21 protein-coding genes are annotated in these 24,722 nt (G+C 72.4%); 8 read left to right on the forward strand and 13 right to left on the reverse strand.

Annotated features, from left to right (window positions below; all coding sequences use genetic code 11):
- Window positions 1-3: 3 nt before the first annotated feature.
- The gene (locus ACFPCV_RS01875; protein WP_378053765.1) at window positions 4-912 is read right to left on the reverse strand and encodes an EamA family transporter; all 909 of its coding nucleotides are present in this window, start codon (window positions 910-912) and stop codon (window positions 4-6) included.
- A 220-nt stretch (window positions 913-1,132) separates the two neighbouring features.
- Here ACFPCV_RS01875 and ACFPCV_RS01880 point away from each other — a divergent pair, with 220 nt between their 5' ends.
- Window positions 1,133-1,984 (forward strand): methyltransferase domain-containing protein, encoded by an 852-nt coding sequence (locus ACFPCV_RS01880; protein WP_378053767.1) that lies wholly within the window; start codon window positions 1,133-1,135, stop codon window positions 1,982-1,984.
- 25 nt (window positions 1,985-2,009) lie between these two features.
- Here ACFPCV_RS01880 and ACFPCV_RS01885 read toward each other — a convergent pair whose 3' ends face one another.
- Window positions 2,010-2,798, reverse strand: a complete 789-nt coding sequence (locus ACFPCV_RS01885) for an endo alpha-1,4 polygalactosaminidase (RefSeq protein WP_378053769.1) — start codon at window positions 2,796-2,798, stop codon at window positions 2,010-2,012.
- A 96-nt stretch (window positions 2,799-2,894) separates the two neighbouring features.
- On the opposite strand from ACFPCV_RS01885, the gene ACFPCV_RS01890 reads away from it, so the two are divergent.
- Entirely contained in the window at window positions 2,895-4,769 is a 1,875-nt protein-coding gene (locus ACFPCV_RS01890; RefSeq protein WP_378053771.1) for an acyl-CoA dehydrogenase family protein, read from the forward strand.
- On the opposite strand, the gene ACFPCV_RS01895 is transcribed toward ACFPCV_RS01890, so the two are convergent.
- On the reverse strand, window positions 4,753-6,348 hold the full coding sequence (locus tag ACFPCV_RS01895; RefSeq protein WP_378053773.1) for an acyl-CoA synthetase: 1,596 nt from the start codon (window positions 6,346-6,348) through the stop codon (window positions 4,753-4,755). The genes ACFPCV_RS01890 and ACFPCV_RS01895 overlap by 17 nt on opposite strands.
- Before the next feature lie 97 nt (window positions 6,349-6,445).
- Complete coding sequence (locus tag ACFPCV_RS01900) at window positions 6,446-7,198, reverse strand: SAM-dependent methyltransferase (protein WP_378053775.1); 753 nt, start codon at window positions 7,196-7,198, stop codon at window positions 6,446-6,448.
- 204 nt (window positions 7,199-7,402) lie between these two features.
- Here ACFPCV_RS01900 and ACFPCV_RS01905 point away from each other — a divergent pair, with 204 nt between their 5' ends.
- The gene (locus ACFPCV_RS01905; RefSeq protein WP_378053777.1) at window positions 7,403-8,740 is read left to right on the forward strand and encodes a serine/threonine-protein kinase; all 1,338 of its coding nucleotides are present in this window, start codon (window positions 7,403-7,405) and stop codon (window positions 8,738-8,740) included.
- On the opposite strand, the gene ACFPCV_RS01910 is transcribed toward ACFPCV_RS01905, so the two are convergent.
- Genes ACFPCV_RS01910 through ACFPCV_RS01930 form a run of 5 tightly spaced genes read right to left on the reverse strand, consistent with a single transcriptional unit; the run spans window position 8,721 to window position 14,294 of the window.
- On the reverse strand, window positions 8,721-9,566 hold the full coding sequence (locus ACFPCV_RS01910) for a hypothetical protein (protein WP_378053779.1): 846 nt from the start codon (window positions 9,564-9,566) through the stop codon (window positions 8,721-8,723). The two genes, ACFPCV_RS01905 and ACFPCV_RS01910, sit on opposite strands and share 20 nt — an antisense overlap.
- Before the next feature lie 49 nt (window positions 9,567-9,615).
- On the reverse strand, window positions 9,616-11,199 hold the full coding sequence (locus tag ACFPCV_RS01915; RefSeq protein ID WP_378053781.1) for a substrate-binding domain-containing protein: 1,584 nt from the start codon (window positions 11,197-11,199) through the stop codon (window positions 9,616-9,618).
- Entirely contained in the window at window positions 11,196-12,311 is a 1,116-nt protein-coding gene (locus ACFPCV_RS01920) for a hypothetical protein (protein WP_378053783.1), read from the reverse strand. Before ACFPCV_RS01920 ends, ACFPCV_RS01915 begins: the two co-directional genes overlap by 4 nt.
- The gene (locus ACFPCV_RS01925; RefSeq protein ID WP_378053785.1) at window positions 12,308-13,126 is read right to left on the reverse strand and encodes a hypothetical protein; all 819 of its coding nucleotides are present in this window, start codon (window positions 13,124-13,126) and stop codon (window positions 12,308-12,310) included. Before ACFPCV_RS01925 ends, ACFPCV_RS01920 begins: the two co-directional genes overlap by 4 nt.
- 52 nt (window positions 13,127-13,178) lie before the next feature.
- Window positions 13,179-14,294, reverse strand: coding sequence for a serine/threonine-protein kinase (locus tag ACFPCV_RS01930; RefSeq protein WP_378053787.1), 1,116 nt, complete (start codon window positions 14,292-14,294; stop codon window positions 13,179-13,181).
- A gap of 289 nt (window positions 14,295-14,583) precedes the next feature.
- Between ACFPCV_RS01930 and ACFPCV_RS01935 the strand changes: the two genes are divergently transcribed.
- Window positions 14,584-18,936 carry an nSTAND1 domain-containing NTPase gene (locus tag ACFPCV_RS01935; protein ID WP_378053789.1) on the forward strand — a complete coding sequence of 1,451 codons (4,353 nt, stop codon included), beginning with the start codon at window positions 14,584-14,586 and terminating at the stop codon, window positions 18,934-18,936.
- A 3-nt stretch (window positions 18,937-18,939) separates the two neighbouring features.
- Here the strand turns inward: ACFPCV_RS01935 and ACFPCV_RS01940 are convergent, their stop codons facing one another.
- Window positions 18,940-19,251: a hypothetical protein gene (locus ACFPCV_RS01940; RefSeq protein WP_378053791.1), complete on the reverse strand. Its 312-nt coding sequence runs from the start codon at window positions 19,249-19,251 to the stop codon at window positions 18,940-18,942.
- A 313-nt stretch (window positions 19,252-19,564) separates the two neighbouring features.
- On the opposite strand from ACFPCV_RS01940, the gene ACFPCV_RS01945 reads away from it, so the two are divergent.
- Window positions 19,565-19,897 (forward strand): helix-turn-helix domain-containing protein, encoded by a 333-nt coding sequence (locus ACFPCV_RS01945; RefSeq protein WP_378053793.1) that lies wholly within the window; start codon window positions 19,565-19,567, stop codon window positions 19,895-19,897.
- Between the two features lie 27 nt (window positions 19,898-19,924).
- On the opposite strand, the gene ACFPCV_RS01950 is transcribed toward ACFPCV_RS01945, so the two are convergent.
- The gene (locus ACFPCV_RS01950) at window positions 19,925-20,515 is read right to left on the reverse strand and encodes a ClpP family protease (protein ID WP_378053795.1); all 591 of its coding nucleotides are present in this window, start codon (window positions 20,513-20,515) and stop codon (window positions 19,925-19,927) included.
- Window positions 20,512-21,126 (reverse strand): ClpP family protease, encoded by a 615-nt coding sequence (locus ACFPCV_RS01955; RefSeq protein WP_378053797.1) that lies wholly within the window; start codon window positions 21,124-21,126, stop codon window positions 20,512-20,514. The genes ACFPCV_RS01950 and ACFPCV_RS01955 overlap by 4 nt, the downstream gene beginning before the upstream one ends.
- On the opposite strand from ACFPCV_RS01955, the gene ACFPCV_RS01960 reads away from it, so the two are divergent.
- Together ACFPCV_RS01960 and ACFPCV_RS01965 are read left to right on the forward strand one after the other, a co-directional pair.
- Window positions 21,125-21,508, forward strand: coding sequence for a hypothetical protein (locus ACFPCV_RS01960; RefSeq protein WP_378053799.1), 384 nt, complete (start codon window positions 21,125-21,127; stop codon window positions 21,506-21,508). The genes ACFPCV_RS01955 and ACFPCV_RS01960 overlap by 2 nt on opposite strands.
- A gap of 230 nt (window positions 21,509-21,738) precedes the next feature.
- Window positions 21,739-22,500, forward strand: a complete 762-nt coding sequence (locus ACFPCV_RS01965) for an enoyl-CoA hydratase/isomerase family protein (RefSeq protein ID WP_378053801.1) — start codon at window positions 21,739-21,741, stop codon at window positions 22,498-22,500.
- Between the two features lie 219 nt (window positions 22,501-22,719).
- Here the strand turns inward: ACFPCV_RS01965 and ACFPCV_RS01970 are convergent, their stop codons facing one another.
- Window positions 22,720-24,177: a DUF7782 domain-containing protein gene (locus tag ACFPCV_RS01970; protein WP_378053803.1), complete on the reverse strand. Its 1,458-nt coding sequence runs from the start codon at window positions 24,175-24,177 to the stop codon at window positions 22,720-22,722.
- A 168-nt stretch (window positions 24,178-24,345) separates the two neighbouring features.
- Between ACFPCV_RS01970 and ACFPCV_RS01975 the strand changes: the two genes are divergently transcribed.
- Window positions 24,346-24,711 carry an RNA-binding S4 domain-containing protein gene (locus ACFPCV_RS01975; protein ID WP_378053805.1) on the forward strand — a complete coding sequence of 122 codons (366 nt, stop codon included), beginning with the start codon at window positions 24,346-24,348 and terminating at the stop codon, window positions 24,709-24,711.
- Window positions 24,712-24,722 lie beyond the last annotated feature (11 nt).

Below are 24,722 nucleotides of genomic sequence, written 5' to 3' on the forward strand. Positions count from 1 at the left end.
CCGTCAGGTGGCGGTGGTGCTCCTGGTCGCGCCTGCCGAGGCGGCCACCACGAGGAGCACCGCCACCCACTGGACGGGGCCGAGGATCTCGCCGAGCACGACGAGACCGACCATGGCGGCGACGGCGGGCTCCAAGCTCATCAGGACCCCGAACACGCGGGGCGGGATCCGGCGCAGCGCCTCGAGTTCCAGCGAGTACGGGATGACCGAGGACAGCAGCGCGACCCCGAGCCCGACTGCGAGCACCCACGGTTCGAGCAGCGCGGTGCCGCTGTCGGCGATGCCGACCGGTGCGACGACGAGCGCGGCGAGTGCCATGCCGAGCGCGAGCCCGCCGCCGTCGTCGCTGTGCTTGCCGAGCGCCGCGCTGAGCAGGATGTAGCTTCCCCAGCAGACGGCCGCGCCGAGCGCGAACAGGATGCCTGCCATGGGCAGGTCGCCCCGGCCCTCCGCCAGCAGCACCACCCCGCCCGCGGCGAGCAGGGCCCACAGGCCGTCCAGCCAGCGGCGTGACCCGGCGAGCGCCACGGCCAGCGGGCCGAGGAACTCGATGGTGACGACGATGCCGAGCGGGATCTTCGCCAGTGCGAGGTAGAAGCACAGGTTCATGGCGCCGAGCACCAGCCCGTACCCGATGACCACGGTCCACGCGGGGCGGCCGATCCGGAACGTCGGCCGCCAGACCACGAGCAGCACCACCGCGGCGAAGAACAGCCGCACCGCGACGGTCCCCGCGCTGCCCACCGTGCCGAACAGCTGCTTGGCGAGCGCGGCGCCGACCTGCACGCTGAGGATCCCGGCCAGCACCTGCGCGGGCGGCGGCACCGCCCCGATCGCCCGCCCGGCGAACGCGACCAGCCCGTCGCGTGGCACCCGGCCGGGCCCCACCCGGTCGACATGCATCGTGGTCATGGGCCGCATCCTCCGTGACACCCCCGACAGCCGTCGCACCCATTCCCAGATCCTGGAACACGGCGGCGAGGACGCGGCCGCTCCCCCGTACTCGCGGCACTCTCACACACCCGTGGACCTGCGCCGGTTCCGCTGTCGCCGACAGCGGTCACCGACACGCGAGCCGGGACACCCCTCCCGGCCGAGCACGCCGGGGAGCGAGCGACATAGGGTCGGCCGGATGGGAGACAACGAAGTCGCGGCACTGCGCGCGCTGACCGGAGGAGACCTGCCAGGAGCGCGGGAGGCGCTCGCGAGCGGGGTGACGCGGCCGCTGCTCAACGCCGCACTCGGCACCTACCTGGCGGGTGCGGGCGACGGCGAGGTGTACGACCGGCCCGCCGCGTTCACGGCGTTCATCCGCGGCGGCGGCAACGTCGGGCTGTACGAGGCGGTGAGCACCGCGCTCGCCGAGCTGTACGACCGCCACGACGTCACCACGCTGCTCGACATCGGCTGCGGCGACGGGCAGGCGCTGGTGCCCGCGATCGCGGGCCGCACCCCGGCGGTGACGCTGGTCGAGCCGTCGCGGGCGCTGCTGGACGCGGCGGTGGCCGCGCTGGACCGGGTGCCGGTCACCGCGCACAACACCGACGTGGCCACGTTCGCCGAGTCCGTCACGGACCGGTTCGACCTCGCCGAGTCGACCTTCGCGCTGCACGCGCTGCCGCACGGGGAACGGTCGGCCGTGCTGACCACGTTGCACGGGCACGTGTCCCGGCTCGTGCTCGCGGAGTTCGACGTGCCCGGCCACCCGGTCGGCAGTGCGGCGCACCTGACGTTCCTCGCCGACACCTACGAGCAGGGCCTCGCCGAGTACGAGAGCGACCGGGACCTGGTGGCACAGGGGTTTCTGATGCCGGTGCTCACGGGCCAGCTCGAACCCGGCGCGCACCGCAGCACGTGGGAGCAACCCGCGACGGCGTGGGCCGAACAGGTCAGGTCGTGCGGCTACGACGAGGTGATGCTCGAGCCGGTGTACCACTACTGGTCCGCGCCCGCGTTCCTGCTCACCGCACGCGGCGGCGCGTAGCCCGCTGACCGCGCGGCGGCGGGCGTCAGCAGGTGCCGTACACGTAGCCCTCGTCGTCCGGTGCGGAGACGTCGACGTCGCGCAGCACGATGCTCAGCTCGTCCGCCCAGCCCGCACAGGCGCGGTCCAGGCCGTCCGTCGTGTACTCGACGATCACGACGTGGTCGCCGAACGCCTCGGTGTAGCGCCCGCATTCGCCGTCGTGGTGGCCGCATTCCTCGACGACCGCGAAGTCCAGCCCGTTCGTCTCGCGCGCACCGGCCAGCTCCGCCGTGTTCTTCTGCGCGATCGCGAGACCCCGATTGTGGGCGTGCGCGGAGAGCAGGCGGATGAGCGCCTGGTTGTCCCCCGCGCTCAGCAACTCGTCCGGCACTCGGGTGAACGAGTCGTAGTTGTCCGGTTCGACGGCCTGGAAACCCTTGTCGGCGCACTCGTCGACCCACGCGTTCACCTTGGCGGCGATGCCGGCGCGCCTGGCCCCGGTGCTCGTGTCGAGCACGGCCTCACCCCAGTCCTCGTCGTACACGACGTCGCCGTCGGCGTCGCGGAGCAGCAGGTCGCCCCACTCGTCCTCCGCGCCGGGCTGCGCCTGGAACGCGTTGACGTAACAGATGTTGTAGAGCCCGGCCGCGGGGTCGTCACCGTGGTCGCGGCCGACCACCTCGACGCCGTCCGGCGGGTCGTAGGCGCCGCCGATCTGGTAGTCCCACGCTGCGTGCGGCGGCGGCAGCGGGATGGCCTCCTCCTCGCCCGGCGCCGCCGTGCAGGCACCGAGCAGCGCGACCGCGGAGAGGAGATGAGCGACGGCCGACATCATCGTGCCGCCACGATAGCGGGAGGCTGCTCACCACGCCCACCGTCGGCAGGCGAACCGGTGGCGCTGGAAGTGTGCCCGGAGCGGATCCGGGGTATGGATGGTCCCATGACCGAACAGGTGGATGCCGGCGCGCTCACGGCCGTCCTCGATGGACGGTGGGCCGAGCTGCGCGGACGGCTGCGGGACCGGATGACCGAGACCAAGCTCGCCGACTCCTACGACCTCGACCGCGAGACGCACCGCGCGCAGGTGTTCGAGCAGCTGCGTGAGCTGGTCGCCTCCGGGCACCCCAAGCTCGGCTTCGACCGCGAGCACGGCGGCGACGGCGATGTCGGCGGCTCGGTGGTGTCGTTCCAGCTGCTCGGCTACGGCGACCTGTCGCTGATGGTCAAGGCCGGTGTCCAATGGGGTCTGTTCGGTGGCGCGGTCCAGATGCTCGGCACGCGGCGCCACCACGAACGGTACGTGCGCGACATCATCTCGCTCGACCTGCCGGGGTGCTTCGCGATGACCGAGTCCGGGCACGGCTCGGACGTGCAGCACCTGCGCACCACCGCCACGTTCACCGACGGCGGGTTCGTCATCGACACGCCGGACGACCAGGCCCGCAAGGACTACATCGGCAACGCGGCCCGCGACGGGCGGATGGCAGTGGTGTTCGCGCAGCTGGTCATCGGCGGCCGGTCCTACGGTGTGCACGCGTTCCTGGTCCCGATCCGCGACGACGCGGGCAGGCCGGTGCCCGGGGTGCGCATCGAGGACTGCGGCCCGAAGGCCGGGCTCAACGGCGTCGACAACGGGCGCCTGTGGTTCTCCGGCGTGCGGGTGCCCCGCGATGCGCTGCTGAACCGGTACGCCGACGTGGCGGAGGACGGCACGTACTCGAGCCCCATCGAGTCGGACGGCCGCCGGTTCTTCACGATGCTCGGCGCGCTCGTGCGTGGCCGGGTCAGCGTGGCGGGCAGCGCGGGCAGCGCGACGCAACGGGCACTGACCATCGGCGTCCGGCGCGCGGAGACCCGCCGCCAGTTCGCGCGGCCCGGCAGCGACGAGGAGATCGTGCTGCTGGACTACCTCGCCCACCAGCGCAAGCTGCTGCCCGCGCTCGCGACGACCTACGCGCTGCACTTCGCCCAGGAGGAACTGGTCGCGATGCTGCACGAGGTGCACACCACGCAGGAGCCGGACGACCGCGCGCAACGGCTGCTCGAGTCCCGCGCGGCGGGCGTCAAGGCGGTCGCGACGTGGCACGCGACGGCGACCATCCAGACCGTGCGCGAGGCGTGCGGCGGCGCGGGCTACCTCGCGGAGAACCTGCTGCCGGGCCTGAAGGCGGACACCGACGTGTTCACCACCTTCGAGGGTGACAACACGGTGCTGCTGCAGCTCGTCGCGAAGGGTCTGCTGACCGACTACCGCGACAACTTCGCCGACCTCAGCCCGCTCGCCACCGCCAGGCTGGTGGCCGAACAGCTGATGGGCGCGGCGCTGGAACGGCTGCCCGCCCGCAAGCTCGGCAGCCCCGAGCTGTTCGACCGGACGTGGCAGCAGGAGCTGTTCGCCGACCGCGAGCAGCACGTACTGGCCGGGCTCGCACGCAGGCTGCGCGCCGCCGCGTCCTCGGACCACGACCCGTTCGACGTGTTCAACGACGCGCAGGACCACGTGCTGCTGGCGGGCCGCACGCACATCGACCGCGTGGTGCTCGACGCGTTCGTCGCCGCGATCGACCGGTGCGCGGACGAGCGGGCGAAGGCGCTGCTGAACCGGGTGTGCGACCTCCACGTCCTGTCGAACATCGAGGCCGACCGGGGGTGGTTCCTCGAACACGGCCGCCTCACACCACCTGTCGCGAAGAAGGTGGTGGCCGAGGTCAACGCCCTCTGCGGGGAACTGCGCCCGCACGCGCGCACGCTGGTGGACGCGTTCGCGATCCCGGAGCAGTACGTGGTCACTCCGCTGGGCTAGCCAGGTCCGCGTGGGCACTGCGCAGCTCGCGCTTGAGGATCTTGCCGCTCGGGTTCTTCGGCAGCGCCTCGGCGATCACCACGTACTTTGGCTGCTTGTAGCCCGCGAGGCGGTCCCTGGTGTGCGCCCGCACGTCGTCTCCGGTCAGCGCCGCGCCCGGTTTCGGGACCACGACCGCGGCGACGGCCTCGATCCAGTGGGGGTGGCTGATGCCGAACACGGCCACCTCCGCGACGCCGTCCAGCTCGTAGATGGCCTCCTCGACCTCGCGGCTCGCCACGTTCTCGCCACCGGTCTTGATCATGTCCTTCTTGCGGTCCACCACCGACAGGTAGCCGTCCTCGGTCATCACGCCGAGGTCGCCGGAGTGGAACCAGCCGCCGAGGAACGCCGCCGCGGTCTTCTCCTCGTCGTTGTAGTAGCCGAGCGCCGCGTGCGGGCTGCGGTGCACGATCTCGCCGACCTCGCCGGGCGGCACCGGTTCGCCCGCGTCGTCGACGAGCATCGTCTCCACGTTCACCGACGCGCGGCCCGCGCTGCCCGCCCGCGACAGCTGCTCGTGCGGGCGCAGGATCGTGGCGAGCGGCGCCATCTCCGTCTGCCCGTAGAAGTTCCACAGCCGCACGTCCGGCAGCCGCTCCCGCAGCTCCTTGAGCACCTCGACCGGCATCGGCGACGCGCCGTAGTAACCCTTGCGCAGGCTGGACAGGTCGGTGGTGTCGAACGCGGGGTGGCGCAGCAGGGAGATCCACACCGTCGGCGGGCAGAACAGCTTCGTCGCCTTCTCCCGCTCGATCGTCGCCAGCAGGGTCGCCGGGTCGGGGCCGGGCAGGATGACGCTGGTCGCGCCGAGGTAGACATCGACGGAGAAGAAGCAGTCGAGCTGTGCGCAGTGGTACATCGGCAGGGCGTGCACCTCGACGTCGTCGCCGGACATCTCGCCGTCGATGACGCAGCTGACGTACTGGCTGATCAGCGACCGGCTGGACAGCATCACGCCCTTGGGGCGTGACTCGGTGCCCGAGGTGTACATCAGCCGCAGCGGGTCGTCGTCGGCCACCGGCACGCCGGGCTCGGTCGCGGGCCCGGTGCGCCACCAGTCGTCCACGTTCTCCCAGCCCTCCGGCGTGGCGCCGCCGAGCGGGATCGCCGCGCGGACGGCGACGTCCCGGTCGCCGAGCGCGTCCCGCGCGGTCGGCACGAGCGCGTCCTCCGCGACCACCCCGGACGCGCCGGAGTGTTCGAGGATGTAGCCGACCTCCTGCGCGGTCAGCATGAAGTTGACCGGCACCAGCACGACGCCGAGCCGGGCGGTCGCGTACGCGAGGACCGCGTACTGCCAGCAGTTGTGGGACAGCAGCGCGAGCCGGTCCCCCTTTCCGAGCCCGCGGGCGGCGAGCGCGTTCGCCGCCCGGTTCACGGCGGTGTCGAACTCCGCGTAGGTCACCCGCAGGTCCCCGGCGACGACCGCAGTCTTGCCGGGCACCCGGCGCGCGGTGCGGTGCAGCAGGTCGCCGACCGAGTGCTGACGTGCGCGGGCGATCGCGGCGGCGGTGTCCGCGGTGAACATCTGCTCCATGGCGCGAGTGTGCCACGGCCGTTCCAGCCGGACGGACGAACCAGCCCTGCCCGCGTCGGCGGCGGCGACGGCCCGCTCGACACGCGCGGCTGGGACCTCAGTCCCCCCGGACGCCGCGCACGACCAGTCTGCGGGCGTGGTTGTCGTACGGGCTGGCGTCGAACCCGCCGAAGCACTCGACGTCGACGAACCCGGCGCTCTCCAGCAGGCCGCGCAGTTCGGCGGCGCTGTAGAGGGACCACACGATCGACGCGTGCCGTGCCGCGGAACCGCGGACCAGGGTCCAGTCGGTGCGCAGCCGGGTCCAGTCGTCGAGGATCGTGTCACGCGTGAACACGGTGCCACCTCCCGCGTCCTCGGCGACGTCGATGGCCCCGCGCCTGCCGACCCGCCCGGCGACGACCTCCTTGCCGAGCACGTCGACGAGCAGCGTGCCACCGGGGGCGAGGCTCGCGTGCGCGTTGCGCAGCACCGTGAGGTTGTCCCCCGGCCCGCTGAAGTAGCCGAACGAGGTGTGTGTGCTGAGCACCAGGTCGTAGGCACCGGGTTCGACGTGCTCCCGCATGTCGGCACGGATGAACCAGGCCGACACGCCCGCGCGGTCGCACTCGGCGCGTGCCCTGGCCAGCATCGCGGGGCTCAGGTCCACCCCGGTCACCTCGGCCCCCCGCCGCGCGAGCGCCACCACGTACACCGCGGGGCCGCACGCGATGTCGAGCACCCGCATCCCAGGCCGGACCTTCAACAACGGGGACGCGGCGACCGACTCGTCGGTGGTATGCCCCGCCAGCTCCGGGAACATCACCGACGCGAAGTCGATCCACAGATCCTCGTCCTCGTACCAGTGCATGCCTCTCCCGTTCCCCAACGCCGTCGGTCCCAGCCTCATAGTCGGACACAAGGGGTAGGGGGGTTCCCGGTATTCGCCCCGGTCAAGCGAAACTCAGGCACCCGATGTCACGAGCCGTGACGCGCCACCTACCGGCCGGTGGGCTCGTCCGGCGTGTCCCGCCGCCGGTGTCGTGGCGACCCCGGTCGCGCTAGCGTGTGCGCGATGGAAGCGGGTGAGGTGGTCGCCGGGCGCTACCGCGTCGTCTCGCTCGTCGGGCGTGGGGCGATGGGCGTCGTCTGGCTGGCCAGGGACGAGCGGCTCGACCGGGACGTCGCGATCAAGGAGCTGCGACCCGACGACGGCACCGGGGAAGCCGCCGGTGACATCACCCAGCGCGCCATGCGGGAGGGCCGGATCGCCGCGCGGCTGCGGCACCCGAACGCGATCGCGGTGCACGACGTCGTCACCCACGGCGGCAGGCCGTGCCTGGTCATGGAGTACCTGAGGTCGGAGAGCCTCGCCGAGGTGGCGGCCACAAGCGGTGGGCTGCCGCCGGGTGAGGTCGCGGCGATCGGGGCGCAGGTGGCCGCCGCACTCGCCGCCGCGCACGACAACGGGGTGGTGCACCGGGACGTCAAGCCGGACAACGTGCTGCTGACCACCGACGGCACCGCGAAGATCACCGACTTCGGGGTGTCCAGGGCGGCGGGGCTCGCGACGGTGACCGCCACCGGAATCCTCGCGGGCACGCCCGCCTACCTCGCGCCGGAGGTCGCGGGCGGCGCGGAGGCGGATACCCGGTCCGACGTGTTCTCCCTCGGTGCCACGCTGTACGCGGCGATCGAGGGTGACCCGCCGTTCGGGGTGGAGGACAACGCGATCGCGTTGCTGCACAAGGTGGCCCGCGACCCGCTGGTCCCGCCGCGCAAGGCTGGACCGCTGACCGACCTGCTGCTGTGGCTGCTGCGCCGCGACCCCGCCGAGCGCCCGACGATGCGGGCCGCGCACGAGGCGCTCACGGCGGCCGCCGAGGGGCAGGCGGCACCGGTGCCACCGCCGCACAACCCGACGCTGCTGCTGCAGGCACCGCCGCCGCGCCGGGTGTCGCGGCGGGGTGTGGTCGCGGGGATCGGCGCCGCCGCGCTCGTGGCCGGCGGTGTGGTGCTGGGGCTGCTGCTCGCCGACGAGGCCCCGACCGACGCGGCCGGGGCCACCACCACCGGCACCACCACGACCACCACCACGCCCCCGCCGGACGAGGATGGCTGTGTCGCGGCCTACGAGGTGGTCGACGCGTGGCCCGGCGGCTATCAGGTGCGTGTGGTCGTCCGCAACGACGGCGAGCGGACGCTGACCGGCTGGGAGGTCCGCTGGCCCCTGCCGGACGGCGAGGACATCGACGAGCTGTGGGCGGGCAGGCTCGTCCGGGACGGCGGCGACGTGGTCGTCGCCAACGAGGAGTGGAACGTCACCGTGCCCGCCGGCGGCTCGACCGAGTTCGGGTTCAACGGCTCCGGCGACGACCCGCAGGTGCCGCCGGTCAGCTGCCGGGAGCCGTGACCGAGGGCTTCTTCGGCGCACCGACCTCGACGAACGCACGGATGCCCGCCACGATCCCGTCGATCGGCACCGGCATCGTGGTGCGGCCAGCGATGTCACCGAGGACCTTCGCGGGCAGGTCCGGCAGTCCCGTCAGGCCGGTGGCGATCCAGGCGGCGGTGCGGCTCGGTACCTTCGGCAGCCGCCCCAGCCCGTCGGCGACGGCCGCCAGCTCCGCGTTGGCCACCGCGATCTCCGAACGCGGCTCGTCGTCGTCGGAGGCGGCGGGCCTGCAGATCCGGTCCTCCGCGCCCTTGCGCAGCACCACGCTCTTGGCGGCGGGCAGCGCCACCAGCGGTTCCACGCAGACCCCGCACGCCTCGTCGTGCCTGCCGAACGGGCCGCGGACCGTGCAACTGGTCCGGTCGGGCGCGGTGGACAGGAACCAGAACGCCCAGCAGGACTGGCAGCAGAACACGTCGGTGGTGGCGCCGTGCCACTGCCGTTCCGCCGCGCTCTCCTGTTCGCGCAGGAGCCGCTGCGCGAACTGCTCGCGCTCGACGACCTCGCGTTCCGCCGCCTCGGTCAGTTCGGCGACCTCGCCGGTCAGCGACGTGTTCGCGCTGGACAGGTCCGCGTTGGCCGCGGTCAGCTCGGCGACCTTCGTCCGCAGCTCGGTCAGCTCCCGGTCGGTGCGGCCGAGCGCGTCGCGGTGCCGTTTCCGCTGCCGGGACTGGGCTTCCTCGGTGTCGGTCATGACGAGCTCGACCGCGGCCGCCACCTCACGCCGTACCGCGTCCTGCACCGGCGCCGACTCGAGGAGCCACGACCAGACCCGTCCGACCATGCCGCAACGTTAGCGACCCACCCACATGATCGACCAGGGCCACCCGTACTTACTGGTAACCGCGGATCTGGCAGAAGGCCCGGCCCAGGTCCCCGTCCCGTGCGTCCCACAGCTCGCCGCCGGTCGCGTTCGCCACCTGGCGCATCTCCTGTTCCGCCGCCTCGCCGAACAGGATCGGGAACACCCGCACCGGGTGCGGCGCGGTCGCGAGGAACGACGTGAAGTCGCCGAGTGCGCGGCCCGCGTTGCTCTCGCCGTCGGTCATCAGCACGATGCTCGGGAACCGCTCGCCCGCGTCGGCGAACAGGCCGTACGCCCTGACGAGCGAGTCGTACACCGCCGTCTCCCCCTCGGCCACCAGCCCTCCGATCGCCGTGCGGATCGCGTCTCGGGACGACTGCGGCGCCTCCGCCGACACCGGATACGTCACCGGTTCACCCGGCACGCTCGCGAACGGCAGCAGGATCACCTCCTCCCGGCTGCGGAACCGGCAGTACCGCCCGGAAAGGGAGGCGTCCACCCCGGTCAGGCCGGTCAGCGCGGTCTTCAGCGCCGCGAGCCGCTCCCCCGCCATCGACCCGGACGTGTCCAGCACGTACACCGTCCGCGCCGGGGTCCGCAGCCGGTCGAAGTACGCCACCAGCAACGCGTCGATCGCCGCGCGGGTGTCCGGGAACGGCAGCTCCACCAGCCCGCGCGGCGCCTCGTCGGGCAGTCCGACGTCGGGCACCACCGGCCTGCGTTCCGTCCGGTCCACGATGGCGTTCTGGGTGGCGTTGCCGCGCAGGTGGTCCACGAGCCGGTCGTACCCGTCGCGGACCTCGCCGGACGCGCCCGCCAGCAGCGTGAAGGGGTAGTCGGCGCTGATCACGCCGTCGGCCGGATACACGATCGTCAACGGTTCCGGCAGCTGCCCGTTCCGGTTCAGCGACCGCAGCGTGGACTCGTAGTTCACCAGCCCGTCCAGCGGGCCGCCGGGGTCCTCTCCGGTGGCGCGCCGCGTGAACGACCCCGCGAGCCAGTCCGACGAGCCGGCCGTCAGCCGCTGGCCGGAGAAGAACCCGGCCAGGCGCGGCGCGATCCGGTCGATGGCGGCCGCGTCCAGCGCGCGGCCCGTGCCGTCGAGCGCGGCGGCGACCGCCACCAGCGCGGAGAAGCCGGTGTTCGACGCGGCGGGATCGGTCATGCCGTAGGTGAACTCGCCACGCTGCGCCGAGGTCGCGATCTGCGACCAGGTCGGTGCCGCCACGTCCCAGCCCAGTCGCCGCGCCACCGGCTCACGCACGCCGAGCACCACGGGCGAGCCCATGATCCGGGTGGTGCCCGCGAGCCGCCGCTTCGCCGCCGGGATCGTCTGCAGGTACCGGGTGGAGGAGAACCACACGGCGTCGTACCGCCCGTCGGCGTTGCCGCTCGCGACGGTCTCCGCGCCCTCGAGCGTGCCGAGGTAGCTCATCGACACGGTCACCCCGGTCGCCTCCGCCGCCTCGGTGAGCAGCGGCTCCATGTCCCGCAGCTCCGACCCGGCGAGCACCCGCAACGTCACCGGCGGCCCGGAAGGGGTCTCGTCGGGCGCACCGGTACAGCCCGCCAGCAGCACGGCCGCCAGCACGGCGACCAGGATCCTTCTCACTGTGTGCACCTCGCCGCGTTCTGTGCCGTCGGCGCGAGCGCGGACAGCATCGTCTCCAGCACCTCGAACGACGGCGACTCGACGACGTCCACCGGACGCGGCCGCTTCGTAACCGGTTGCCCGCTCGGTTTCTCCGGACGGAAGCCGTGCTCCTCGGCGAGCCGAACCAGCTCGGGGTCGTCGCGCAGCGCCTGTCCGACGGCGCGGCCCTCCGCGGTGAGCGGGATCAGCGTGTGCCGCGAGTAGACGGTCGGCCGGGGGTGGACCAGCACGTTGTCGGGGCCGAGCGACGGCGCGGGCGCGGTCGTGTCGTACTGCGCCTCGTACACGAGCGCCATCGGCGTCCGGCCCATGCCGTCCACCAGGTAGTTGTCGAACAGGACCTGGCTGGTCTCCGGCTTGTTGCCCTGGTCGAAGACCAGCCTGCACAGGTCGGGCAGGACCGCTTCCACCTGCGCCGGGGTGGTCACGATCGCGCCGCCGTTGGCGACCTGCGAGGCGATCGACAGGTACATGATCGCCGAGTTGGAGTCCTGTGGGTCGGTGGTGGACAGCAGCACCGTCTTGCGCGCGGGGTACTCGACGTTGCCGGCCAGCTGGTCCCACGTGACACCGCGCCGTGCGAGGTCGAGGAGTGCTGCGATGTCGAGCACGTCGGCGCCGTCGGACGCCTTCACGACCACGCCTGCGCGGGTGAGCACGGCGACGATCGGCCGGAACGTCGCGACCGCCATCGGGGTGGAGAACAGCGGCAGCCGCTCGTCGACCTCCAGCGTCCGCATGATCTTCTGCGCGGCGGGGGTGCTGGACGGGAACGCGAACCCGTAGTCGTGGACCGCGCGCGTGAGGCTGTCGAGCATCTCGCGGGACCCTCGGGAGTCCACGGCGACCTCGTAGCCAAGGCACGCGAGCCGTGCGGTGACCCGGTCGTCGTCGAAGAACGGTTCCTTCTCCGACCCGATCACGCCGCGCACCGGGACCGCGCTGACGCAACCGTCGGCGGCGCGGCCGTGCCTGGTCACGACGACCGCCGCGACGATGATCAGCACGACACCGGCGACGAGCGCGACGACCCTGGTGCCGGTCCAGCCCGCGCGGGAGCCCGCCGTCACCGGTCCACGCCGTCTTCGCCGCCGGACCCGAGGCCGGTGCCGAGGACCCGCAGGTCCTCGGGCAGGAGTGTGCCGGTGTCGACCAGCACCCGCTGCAGGTTGGTCTTCAACGCCTCGGCGGGTGCGGTCTCGCGGGTCAGCCGCTCGATCCCGGCCGCGGTCAGCCGGTGCCGGACCCCGTCGACGACGGCCTCCGCCTTGCGGTCGTTCCACCCGGACTGGCCTGGCACGGAGTTCAGCAGCTTCCCGGTCTCGTTCCAGGACAGGGGGAGCGCCTGGTCCTCACGGGCGAGCACGGCGGAGAACATCGCGACGAGCACCAGCCACTCGCGGCGGGTGAGCGGCAGGCGGAGGTTGCCGGTGCCCGTGTCCGGCCGGACCGCGCCCCGGTGCCGGTGCCCGTCGCTGATCAGCACCTCCACCACGTGCAGCCGCGAACCCTGGATGTAGAGCGGGGTGTAGCCGAGCGGCAGCGGCGCCTCGTGCGCACGCAGCAGCGGCGCGGTGTCCGGCATCCGGATCGGCAGCTTGCCGCCGTTGCGCACCACCCAGCGCGTGCCCGCGCCGTGCGGGACGCACCGCAGCAGCGCGTGTTCCCTGCTGACGTAGCCGTCCTCGCCGCCGATCGCGACGTGCACGTCCGGTACGTTGCGCCCGACGACCAGCGACCGCCCGGCAACGGCCGCGGCCGCGTACCCGCCTGTGTCGCCGAGGACGAACAGCGCGCCCGCGGGTGCCGCGGCACCCGCGAACAGCGGCTCGGCCCGCACGAGGCTCGGGGTGAGACGACCGAGTGGGTACATGCCCTCTGTCATGCCGACCTTCTTGTGTGTCACCGTTTTCCTGTCAGCGTTTCCTGGACCGAAACTACGGCCCCGGCTTCGGGAACCCTCCCGGATCCAGCGTCGGGTCCGCGGGCCGCACGGGCGTCCGCCTCGGTCCCCACAGCCCGAACCCGACCAGCCCACCGCCCGCCGCGAGGAGCGGCAGCAGCAACCAGAACAGGCTCGCGTCGACGGCCTCCGCGACGAGCAGCCCGAGCGCGACCACCCCGCCGGCCAGCCCGGCGGCGGCGATCTTCGGCCCGTCGGCCCGCACCGCGGGCACGGACGGCGGCGCGGGCACCGGAAGGGCGGCCAACCCGTGGTTGGGGGCGGCCGGGTGCGGCGGGGTGAGCGCGGCGCGGGCCGCGGCGGCCATCTCGCCCGCGGACTGCCAGCGCTTCTCCGGGTCCTTCACGAGGCCCTTCGCCACCACGTCACGGAGAGCGGCAGGAAGGTGCTCCGGCAGCGGCGGCGGGTCGCGCAGTACCTGCGCGGTCAGGATCGCCATGTCCTCGCCGTCGAACGGCTTGACCCCGGCAAGGCACTCGAACAGCACCACGGCGAGGGAGTACACGTCCGCGCGGTGGTCGGGAGTGACCCGGTCGCCGAGCCGTTCCGGCGCGATGTAGGCCGGGGTGCCGACCAGCTGGTCCAACCGGGTCACCGGCGGCGCGCCGCTGGTGTCGACCGGGTGCGCGATGCCCCAGTCGAACAGCAGCACCTGCTCGTCGTCGCCGTCCGGCTCGACCATGACGTTCGACGGCTTCACGTCGCGGTGGCGCAGTCCCTTTCGGTGCGCCGCGTCCAATGCCGACGCCACCTGCCGGACAATGTTCACCGCGCGTTCAGGCGCAATTGGCCCGCTTTTCAGAATTGTCGCGAGGTCGGTGCCGTCCTCGATGAACGGCATCACGATGTAGGGCCGCCCCTCGACCGAGTAATCCCACACCGGCAGGATGTGCGAATGCCGGATCTGCCCGGCGAGCTTGCATTCCCGGCGGAACCGCTCCTGCAGCTCATGGTCGGCCAGCGCCTGCTTGGCCAGCAGTTTTATCGCGACCTCACGGTCGTTGCGGGTGTCGTGGGCGAGCCAGACCTCGCCCATCCCGCCACGCCCGATCAGCTGGGCCAGCTCGTAGGGACCAACAACGTCGGGCACCGATCACCTCGTCGCACACCACCGGTCAGGGACGCCGAAATCGTACGTGCGTGAAACCCCGCCGCGGACCGGACTCGACGTTTCGGTAGCAATTCTTCACCACGGTGAATGCGCTCTCCCGCACCGGAACCGGTCAGGGGAATGCCCTGAAAGACGCTTTCGGGACGTTGAGCGTCCCGAAAGCGCCTTTCAGGGCACCGAGCCGGGGCACGGGCGGGTGGAGCCGGGCGCTGGTCGAATCCGACGGTTCCGGTCCGGCGGCCAGGGCGGGACAAGTAACGTTCCGCCCGTGACGGTGCTCGGCGGGAGGTACCGCCTCGAAGGTCTGCTCGGCCGGGGCGGGATGGGTGAGGTCTACCGGGCGGTCGACACGGTCAGCGACCGGGCCGTCGCGATCAAGGTCCTGCCCGCCGCCGCGGGGCAGCACCACGCCGACCGGCTGCGGCGCGAGGCGAAGGTCGCCGCGAACCTGCACGACCCGCACATCGTCGAGGTCCTCGACACCGGCACGGACACCGAACACGGCGACGCGCAGCTCTACGTCGCGATGCGGCTCGTCGACGGCGCGGACCTCAAGCGGGTCCTCGGCGGCGCGCCGATGGACCCGCCCCGCGTGCTCGGGCTGCTCACCCAGGTCGCACAGGCACTCGACACCGCGCACGCGGCCGGGGTCGTGCACCGCGACGTCAAGCCGTCGAACATCCTCGTCGGCCCGGACGACACCGCGTACCTCACCGACTTCGGCATCGCGCGACCGCTCGACCCCGAGGCCACCAGGATGACGGTGACCGGCGGCTACGTCGGCTCGCTCGACTACATCGCGCCGGAACAGCTCCGCGGGCTCGACGTCACCGGCGCCGCCGACGTGTACTCACTGGCCTGCGTCCTCTACGAGTGCCTCACCGGGCACGTCCCGTTCCCGGCCACCGACCCGGCCGCGAAGCTCGCAGCGCAGCTCAACACCGTGCCTGCCGCGCCCTCGACGCACCGGTCCGCGGTCCCGCCCGCGCTCGACCTCGTCGTCGCCACGGGCATGGACAAGGACCCGCGCCGCCGGTACGCCACCGCGGGTCAGCTGATGGCCGCCGCACAGGCCGCGCTGGCACAGGCCGAGGACCGCACCACCCCTGCCGTGGTGCTGCCGCACGGCGATCCCGCGCTGCCGGGCCAGCGGGTGATCATGCGGGCCATCGTCGCGGCCGCCGCGGGGCGCAACGGCGACCCGGCCCGGCCCGAGAAGGCGGGCGAGGTCTGCCCGTACCCCGGCCTGCGCAGCTTCGGCACCGCGGACGCGGACTGGTTCTACGGCCGCGCAGGCGAGACCAGTGACCTGCTGGTCCGCCTTTCCGGTCAGCTCGGCACCGGCGGGCCGCTGGTCGTGGTCGGCGCGTCGGGCAGCGGTAAGTCGTCGCTGCTGGTCGCCGGGCTGTTGCCCGCGCTGGACAAGGCCGCGGCCGACACCGGGGCCGGCCGCTGGCCCCGCGTCGTGCTCACCCCGGGCGACCGGCCCGTCGACACGCTCGCCGCGCGGCTCGCGGGCGTGATCCAGGTCGACCCCGGCGCGATCGCCGCGACGATCCGCGACAACCCGGTGCTGTTCGGCCGGCAGGTACGGGCGGCGGCCGAGCGGGCCGCCCGCGACGGCGCGCGGCTCGTCATCGTGGTCGACCAGTTCGAGCAGCTGTTCACCGACGGCGCGAGCGGGCAGGAGCGGGTGGCGTTCGCGGCCGCGCTCACGCACGCGTGGCCCGCGCTGGTGCTCATCGCGGTGCGCGCGGACTACGTGCCGGACTGCATTGCCCTGGAACCGTTGCGCGCGGCGTTGGACAGCCCGTTCGTCGTCGGCCCGCTCGGCGCCGCCGCGCTGCGGCAGGTGATCACGCTGCCCGCCGAGCGGGCCGGGCTGCGGCTCGAGGACGGGCTCGCCGACCGGTTGATCGCCGACGTCGGCGCCCGCGACGGTTCCGGGTTCGCGCAGGGCGCGCTGCCCCGGCTCGCGCACGCGCTGCGCGCGACGTGGCAGAACCGGTGGGGCAACGTGCTGACGCTGCGGGGCTACCAGGCCACCGGTGGCGTCGACCGCGCCGTCGCCGTGACCGCCGACCAGCTGTACGGGCGGCTGCACCCGCACCACCAGGACGTGCTGCGCGCGACGCTGCTGCGGCTCGTGCGGGTGCTGCCCGACGGCGGCCTGTCCCGCCGCACCGCGGCACGCGGCGAGCTGGCCGAGCGCGCGGTCGCGAGCCTGGTCGACGCCCGCCTGGTGAGCGTCGACGACGACGGGGTGCGGCTCGCGCACGACGCGCTGCTCACCGCGTGGCCGAGGCTGCGTGCGTGGGTCGACGCGGAACGGCAGGACCTGCTGCTGCGCCAACGGCTCGACGAGTCGGCGGCGAACTGGGTGGAGAGCGGCCGCGACCGGGGCGACCTGTACCGGGGCAGCCGGCTCGCCGCCGCGCTGGAGTGGGCGGGCCACCATCCGCTCACCGCGCCCCAGCAGGAGTTCCTCCGCGCGAGCGAACGCGAACAGCGGCGCGGCACCCGCAGGCTGCGCACCGTGATCGCCGCGCTCGCCGTGCTGCTCGTCGCGTCGCTCGCGGCGGGTGTGGTCGCCTACTACCAGACACAGGTGGCCGACGACCGGCTCGCCGAGGCCGAGTCGCGGCGCCTCGCCACGCTCGCCGAGCAGTCGGCCGACACGTGGCCGAGGCAGTCGCAACTGCTGGCCGCTGCCGCGTGGCGCCGTGCCCCGACACGGCAGGCGCGGGAGGCGTTGCTGGCGACACAGAACCAGCGGCTCGACACCGTGCTGTCCGGGCACGAGGGTGCGGTGCAGGCGGTGACGTTCTCCCCCGACGGTTCGATGCTGGTCAGCGGCGGGGCCGACGGCACGGTCCGTGGCTGGGACGTGGCGACCGGGCAGGACCGGGTGCTGTTCACCTCGGACCAGGCGGTCAACGCCGTCGAGTTCTCCCGTGACGGGAGGCGGCTCGCGGTCGGCAGCACCGACGAGTCGCTGTACCTGCTCGACACGGAGACCGGCGACGTGCTGCGCCGCGTGGCACACGGCGCGCCGGTGGTCGCGGTGGCGTTCAGTCCCGACGGCAGGACGGTCGTGACGAGCAACGGCACGCCGCAGCTGTGGAGCGCCGCGAGCGGACGGCGGCGCGGTGCGCCGCTGCTCGGCCACACCGACATCGTGACCAGTGTGCGGTTCACCGAGGATGGCGACCAGATCATCACCGGCGGCCCGGACCGGACGATCCGGATCTGGGACGCGGCCACGCAGACGCTCGTGCGCACGATCGCCACCGCGGGGCCGTGCCTGTTCGTCGCGTACGACCCGGACGGCGACCAGGTGGCGTGCCGGGACGGGACGGTGATCGGCCGCTGGGACATCGCGACCGGCGACCGGGTCGGCGAGCCGCTCACCGGCCACAACGACGCGATCCAGGACCTCGCGTTCGGCATGGACGGGCAGGTGCTGGCATCGACGAGCGCGGACCGCACGGTGCGCCTGTGGTACCTCGCGACGGGCCAGCAGATCGGCGAACCCATGCAGGCCAGCGAGGACGCCACGTTCGCGGTCGCGTTCAGCCCCGACGACCGGGTGCTGGCGGTGGCGAGCGGCGACGGGAACATCGTGCTGTGGCGGCCGGTGCTGCCCGCGGCGTCGGGCCGGGCCGCGTTCAGCGACATCAGCCCCGACGGCGAGGTCGTCGCGTTCGCCGACGAGAACGTCACGGTGACCACGTGGGACGTGGCCACCCACGAGCCGGCGGGCCCACCGCTGACGTGCGACCAGGGCCGGGTCGGCGCGCCCGTGTTCTCCCGCGACGGCACCCGGCTGGCCGTGCAGTGCGGGGAGGGCCTGATGGTCTGGACGGTCGGCGGTGACGAGGTGGCCAGGTTCCCCGACATCCACACGACCACCGTCGCCTACTCCCCCGACGGCGACACCCTCGCGGTGAGCACCGACGACCAGCGCGGCGAGGGCGGCACGCTGGAACTACTGGACCTCGACGACGGCGACCGTCGCGAGCTGGCCGCCAACGAGGACGACGACCAGGCGGTGTGGACCCTCACGTTCAGCCCCGGCGGCGACCGCCTCGCGGCAGGCACGCTCGACGGGGTGATCACGTTGTGGGACACCGGGACCGGCAAGCAGATCGGCGAGCCGATGACCGGCCACATCGACACCGTGCAGTCCATCGCGTTCCAGCCGCACGGGCGCCTGCTCGCGTCGTCCGGGTGGGACAACACCGTCCGGCTGTGGGACCTGGACACGCACCAGCAGGCCGGTCCTGCGCTTGTCGAACACACCAAGCGTGCGGTCACCGTGTCGTTCTCGGCTGACGGGACTCGGCTGGCGTCCGCCGGCTGGGACGGCGTCCCGCTCATCTGGGACGTCGGGAGGCAGACCGTACAGGCGGCGTTGCGGGAACCCGGGGACATACAAGGGATCCGGTACCTGTCGAACGGGACGCTCGTCGGTACCGGCGACAACGGGCTGATCGCGACCTGGGACGTCGATCCCGCGAAGGCGCTTGCTGACGTGTGTGATCGTCTTGCGCCCCTTGACGAGGACGAGTGGCGGCAGTTCGCCGCGGACGTGGACTATCTGCCGCAGTGTCAGCCCTGAGGGTCAGCCCTGCTCGGTGATGTTGAACCAGTCGATGCGCCCCGGCTTGAAGTCGAGGCCGTTGAGGACACCCGCTCCGGTGAAGTCGGTGGCCAGGGTCTGCCAGGTCTCCGACAGCCACACGCGGAAGGTCTGCCGGACCTCCTCGACGCTGCGCCCGTACCAACGGATCCACACGATCTTCGAACCCATGCCGCAGGTGATGATGTAGCCCCTGGCGCCTCGCGGCCGTGGCGCGTTCAGCGGTTCCAGTACGGGATCGACGCCGTTTCGCCGCTGGTAGCCGATGCTCGCCGGTTCACGCCATTTGACCATTTCGGTTCCCCCATCCGAGTTGATGCCAGGATGATCGACGGGTTCCGGGTGGCGTCACGCCTGAATCGGCGATTCTGTCAACAACTTGTCACGAACCGACTGTCCACAGTGATGCTCTGCATTGGCGCGGTCGTGCCGCAGCGCCCTGAATGCGCCTTTCACGGCACCGGTCATGCCGTCAACGCGCCTAATCAGTCCTGGGAGTGAGCGGCACGAAATCCCGCGAATCGAAGCAGTCACGTCACGTGGGTCGGCGTTCTGCCCGAAGCAGAACCCGCTGCTCCGGGCCGTGCACGGATGTCAGGATGAGTGCATGGCGGACATCCTGCACTTCCACCGGAAACCCGACCCAGAGCAGGAACGGGAACCCGACCCACTGTGGCGGGACGTACTCGGCCCACGTCTGCGCGCCACCCGCGAAGAACAAGGCGAACGCCTCGTCGACGTGGCCGAGAAAGCCGGGATCTCACCCCAGTACCTGTCCGAGATCGAACGTGGCCGCAAGGAACCGTCAAGCGAGATGATCAGCGCCGTCACCGGTGCGCTGGGGCTCGACCTGGCCGACCTGCTCATCGGCATCGCGAGCGACGTTCGCCGTCACCGGGTCGGAACACGCCCGGCCGGCCCCCTGCTCCTGGCAGCCTGACCGGCGCCGTCCGACCACGGCCACCGGTCAGAGCCGCTTGTCGAGCACGCTGTCGGCGAGTCCGTAGGCCACCGCGTCCACGGCGTCGAACACGCGGTCGCGGTCGGTGTCGTGCCGCAGGTCGGGGACGCTGCGGCCGGTGTGCGCCGACAGGATCTCCTCCAGCTGGTTGCGGACCCGCACCACCTCGTCGGCCTGCAGGATGAGGTCGGGGATGGTGCCGCGGCCCTGTGCGGCGGGCTGGTGCAGCACCACCCTCGTGTGCGGCAGCACGGCACGGCGGCCGGACTCCCCCGCCGCCAGCAGCACCGCGGCGGACGCGACGGCCTGGCCGACGCACGTGGTCGCCACCGGCGCCTTGATGTAGGTCATGGTGTCGTACAGCGCGAGCGCGGCTGACGGGTCGCCGCCCTCGGAGTTGATGTACAGGTCGATCTGCTGTTCGGGGTTGTCCGCCTCCAGGTGCAGCAGCTGCGCGATCAGCGCGTTCGCGACGCCGGAGTCGATCGCGGTGCCGAGGTAGACGATCCGCGACGACAGCAGGTGTGAGTAGACGTCCATGATCCGCTCGCCGCCGGGGACGCGCGTGATGACGTTGGGGATGGTGTAGGTGCTCATGCTGTTGCTCCCAGCCCGAGTTCGTACGTTCGTATCGGCACGACCTGCGTGATGTTCTCGACGACGTGGTCGATGAAGCCGTACTCCAGCGCCTGGGCGGTGGTGAACCAGCGGTCGTGCAGCGAGTCGGCGAAGATCCGGTCGACGGGCTGACCGGTGTCCTCCGCGATGAGGCCCAGCACCGTGTCGCGGGTGTGGCGCAGGTCGTCGGCCTGCACCTCGACCTCGACCGCGGAGCCGCCGATGCCTGCCGAGCCCTGGTGCATCAGGACGCGGGCGTGCGGGAGGGCGAACCGCTTGCCGGGTGTGCCCGCCGACAGCAGGAACTGCCCGGCACTGCACGCCAGCCCCAGCGCGAGCGTGGCCACGTCGCACGGCACCAGCCGCATCACGTCGCGGATCGCCAGCATCGACGGCACGGACCCGCCGGGCGAATTGATCCACAGCGCGATGTCCTTCTTGGGGTCCTCGCTCGCGAGTGACAGCAGCTGCGTCGCGAGCACCGTCCCGTTGTCGTCGTCGAGCACGCCGTCGAGCACCAGCACGCGCTGGCTCAGGAACCGTTCCCGCAGCCGGTGGTCGAACATCGGCGGCCTGTCGTCGTTCGTCATGCCCCGACAATGCCTCCGCACGCGCACCCGCCGCCGCTGGTGCTGCTGTGAGCAGATCCGCCCACAGCAGCACCGCGGGTCGGGGGCGGCGCTGGCAGACGTGCACAGCAAGGCGTTCGACACCGGGCTGGCAACACTGCCGCTGCCCGAACTGGTCGACCGCGTGGTGCGCCCGATGATCGAGGTCAACGTGGCGAACCCCGGCGTCAAGACGATCTTCACCGCCGCGGACATGCCCGACCACGTCGACGCAGGTCTTCGGGTCGCTGCTCGGCACCATCGTGTCGGCGAACGAGGCGGACCGGGAGCGCTGGGTCGGCGAACTGAAGCGGGTGCTGGTCGGCTACCTCGGCGCGCTGGAGTCCTGAGCAGCCACCACTGACAGCGTCATCGGCGCCCAGCAGTTCGTCCGGTTCGTACCCGGCCCGCGGCCACTTCCCGCAGCTTCGGGTCGTCGCACGCGGCGCGTGCCTTGACCGGCTCGCGGCGGCGCTCGTAGGGTCGGCGTTCCACTGTACGGTGATCGTTCCGCGACATGGCACGGGCCACGTTCCAACGGCTGGTCCGCGACGCCGACGTTGGTCGTCGAGAGCGGGCGGAAGGAGCGGTGTCATGACGATCGAGGTCACCGTCGACGGGCCGGTCGCCACCGCGACGGTGAACCGGCCCGAGGCACGCAACGCGATGACCATGGCGATGTACGAGTCGCTCGCGGAGTTCTGCGACCGGGTCGACGGCGACGACGCCGTGCGGATCGCCGTCGTGCGCGGCGCGGGCGGCAAGGCGTTCGTGTCCGGCACGGACATCGCCCACTTCCGCGGTTTCCGTTCCGCCGAGGACGGGCTGGCCTACGAACAGCGGATCGAATCGGTACTGGCGCGGCTGGAACAGGTGACCGTGCCGACGATCGCGGTGGTCGAGGGGTACGCCACCGGCGGCGGGCTCAGCATCGCCGCCGCGTGCGACCTGCGACTGTGCACTCCGGACGCGCGGTTCGGGTTGCCGATCGCCCGCACACTGGGCAACTGCGTGTCCATGCCGACCTACGCCAGGCTCGTGCACCTGATCGGCGCCGCCCGCGCGGTGCACCTCATCTACACGGCCGGGTTCGTCGACGGGACCGAGGCGGCCGCGATCGGGCTCGCGTCCGAGGTCGCCGACGACGTGGACGCGCGCCTGTCGGAGTTGTGTGACCGGCTCCGTGCCAACGCACCGCTCACCATGCGCGCCAGCAAGATCGCACTGCGGCGGCTGCGCGAGCAGACGCTGCCGCCCGGGGACGACCTCGTGTCGCTGTGCTACGGCAGCAACGACTTCCGCGAGGGCGTCACCGCGTTCCTCGACAAAAGGCCACCGCGATGGCAGGGCCGATGACTGCCCCGCATGCCCCGTGCCCTGAAGCCTTTCAGGGCATCAGGCAGGGTGCCGGTAGCCGAGGGTGTGGCGCTGACCCGCTGCGCCGCCTCGGTGACCAGCGCGCCGTAGCGCTCGCCGGCCCCGTGGGCATCCGGTCCACCACCGGGACGGCACCGGCCAGCAGCACGACCTTCGCCGGAATGTTGGACATGATCGTCTTATATGCCGGTCACTTTACTATTGCGAGGGCACCAGCATGCCGTGCCGCACGAGGTCACGGACGATCGGGAGGGCGGCGTCGGTGTCGATGCCGTCGTAGACGATCTCCAGCAGTGCCAGCAGGTCTTCCAGTGGCAGCGCACCTCGGCAGCCCGCGAGGAGCTTCGCGGTGGGTTCGTCGACCTCGTGTTGCCAGCCGGGGCCGTCGGTGCGGTGGAGCCTGCGCACCAGCGGGGCCCAGCCCTCGTCGTCCGGGGCCGAGACCTCCTCCAGCACCACGGTCGGCGGCACGGTGAACCGCGTCTGTGCCAGCCGGTCGTCGTTGGCGCGCAGCCACGCCACGTTGTCCAGCCACCTGGCCGCCTCCGGGCCGAGCGGGTCGTCGTAGGCGTGGCGCAGGTCCTCGCACACGATCTCGGTGTCGGTCTCGTCGGTGCGGCGCAGTGTCACGTAACCGAAGCCGACACCCTCGACGTCGTTGTCGTCGAACCAGTCCAGCCACGCGCCCGCCTTGTCCCTGCCCTCCGGTGAGCGCGGGTCGATGCCGGCGTCCCGCAGCCAGGTACCGACGTACAGGGCCGGGTCGGCCACGTCCCGCTGCACGAACCACGCGTCCACGCCCGGTGGCAGCCACGACGCGACGCGCTCCGCCCAGTCCTCGCCGTCGCGGTGCAGCCACGACGCGAGCAGTTGCCCCACCCCGCCGTCGGCGAGCAGTGCGGGCATGCGGCGGACCACCAGCGCGCTGGCGTCGTCGCCCGCGAGGCCGGAGTCGCGGTAGGTGTAGTCGACGCGTGCGGGCCCGACGACGAACGGCGGGTTGCACACGATCTGGTCGAACCGCCTGCCCACCACCGGGTCGAACCACGGCCCTTCCAGCAGCTCGACGTCCAGCTCGTTGAGCAGGAACGTGCCGCGGGCGATCGCGAGCGCCCTCGGCGACAGGTCGGTCGCGGTGATCCGTTCGGCGTGGGTGCCCGCGTGCAGTGCCTGTACACCACAGCCGGTGCCCAGATCGAGCAGCGTGCCGACCGGGCGGCGGGCGGTGGCGCGCGCCAGGTTGATCGACGCGTGCCCGACCCCCAGCACGTGGTCGGCGGGCACCGTGGCGCCCCGCTGGTCGGCGTCGAGGTCGGCGACGACCCACCAGTTCTCCCCGTACGGCCGGATGTCCAGCCCGGCCCGGCCCTCGGCGGTCAGCACCTCGTTCGCGACCGCGTCCGCGAGGTCGACCGAGCCGAACGCGGACCGGATCGCGTGCTCGGGTTCGGTGTCGCCGAGCAAGAACAGGCGGATGAGGGTGCCCAGGTCACCGGCGTCGCGGCTCGCCCGCCGCGCGGGCTCCGGTTCGCCACGGCCGAGCGCGGCGTGCGCCTGCCCGCCCAGCGCGTCGACGACCCCGTCCGGGGTGTATCCGGCGGTCAGGAACGCCGCACGCAACCGGGCACACAGGTCGGCGGAAAGTTCAGGAAGCACGGGACGAATGCTGTCACGCGCCGGCACTGCCCGCGACCGCCCCACCACGCCGGAACCGCCCGACCATGCCCTCGACCTGCGGACCGCTCCCCCTGGGCCCGACGCGCGGAGCGGTTTGTCACCCGAGATGTACGCGTGGTGACCCCCGATCGGTCATCATGTACGACTGTGGAGTCCACCCGAGTGGACCGCTGGCTGTGGGCGGTCCGGCTGACCAAGACCCGCTCCGACGCGGCGGCCGCGTGCCGGGGCGGGCATGTGCGGGTCAACGACCGCCCCGCCAAGGCCGCGACCAGCGTGTCCGCGGGGGACGAGGTGCGCCTGCGTGCCCACGGCCTCACGAAGATCGTCGAGGTCACGAGAGTGATCCAGAAACGGGTGGGCGCTCCGGAGGCAGCGATGTGCTACCTGGACCGCACACCCAAACCGGCGCCCGAGGCGCTCATCCCGGTCGCGCGGCGCGACCGGGGCGCGGGCAGGCCGACGAAACGGGAACGGCGGGTGCTCGACAAGTTCCGGCAAGGCGGCCGGTAGGGCTGCGGCAC

Origin of the sequence: Actinophytocola glycyrrhizae (genome assembly GCF_042653545.1) — a bacterium.
Classification (GTDB): domain Bacteria; phylum Actinomycetota; class Actinomycetes; order Mycobacteriales; family Pseudonocardiaceae; genus Actinophytocola; species Actinophytocola glycyrrhizae.

What these genes read in the sequence shown, in the direction of transcription:
- ACFPCV_RS01875 (WP_378053765.1), bottom strand. Translation starts at nt 912, where the DNA reads ATGACCACGATGCATGTCGACCGGGTGGGGCCCGGCCGGGTGCCACGC.
- ACFPCV_RS01880 (WP_378053767.1), top strand. Translation starts at nt 1,133, where the DNA reads ATGGGAGACAACGAAGTCGCGGCACTGCGCGCGCTGACCGGAGGAGAC.
- ACFPCV_RS01885 (WP_378053769.1), bottom strand. Translation starts at nt 2,798, where the DNA reads ATGTCGGCCGTCGCTCATCTCCTCTCCGCGGTCGCGCTGCTCGGTGCC.
- ACFPCV_RS01890 (WP_378053771.1), top strand. Translation starts at nt 2,895, where the DNA reads ATGGATGGTCCCATGACCGAACAGGTGGATGCCGGCGCGCTCACGGCC.
- ACFPCV_RS01895 (WP_378053773.1), bottom strand. Translation starts at nt 6,348, where the DNA reads ATGGAGCAGATGTTCACCGCGGACACCGCCGCCGCGATCGCCCGCGCA.
- ACFPCV_RS01900 (WP_378053775.1), bottom strand. Translation starts at nt 7,198, where the DNA reads ATGCACTGGTACGAGGACGAGGATCTGTGGATCGACTTCGCGTCGGTG.
- ACFPCV_RS01905 (WP_378053777.1), top strand. Translation starts at nt 7,403, where the DNA reads ATGGAAGCGGGTGAGGTGGTCGCCGGGCGCTACCGCGTCGTCTCGCTC.
- ACFPCV_RS01910 (WP_378053779.1), bottom strand. Translation starts at nt 9,566, where the DNA reads ATGGTCGGACGGGTCTGGTCGTGGCTCCTCGAGTCGGCGCCGGTGCAG.
- ACFPCV_RS01925 (WP_378053785.1), bottom strand. Translation starts at nt 13,126, where the DNA reads ATGACAGAGGGCATGTACCCACTCGGTCGTCTCACCCCGAGCCTCGTG.
- ACFPCV_RS01940 (WP_378053791.1), bottom strand. Translation starts at nt 19,251, where the DNA reads ATGGTCAAATGGCGTGAACCGGCGAGCATCGGCTACCAGCGGCGAAAC.
- ACFPCV_RS01945 (WP_378053793.1), top strand. Translation starts at nt 19,565, where the DNA reads ATGGCGGACATCCTGCACTTCCACCGGAAACCCGACCCAGAGCAGGAA.
- ACFPCV_RS01950 (WP_378053795.1), bottom strand. Translation starts at nt 20,515, where the DNA reads ATGAGCACCTACACCATCCCCAACGTCATCACGCGCGTCCCCGGCGGC.
- ACFPCV_RS01960 (WP_378053799.1), top strand. Translation starts at nt 21,125, where the DNA reads ATGCCCCGACAATGCCTCCGCACGCGCACCCGCCGCCGCTGGTGCTGC.
- ACFPCV_RS01955 (WP_378053797.1), bottom strand. Translation starts at nt 21,126, where the DNA reads ATGACGAACGACGACAGGCCGCCGATGTTCGACCACCGGCTGCGGGAA.
- ACFPCV_RS01965 (WP_378053801.1), top strand. Translation starts at nt 21,739, where the DNA reads ATGACGATCGAGGTCACCGTCGACGGGCCGGTCGCCACCGCGACGGTG.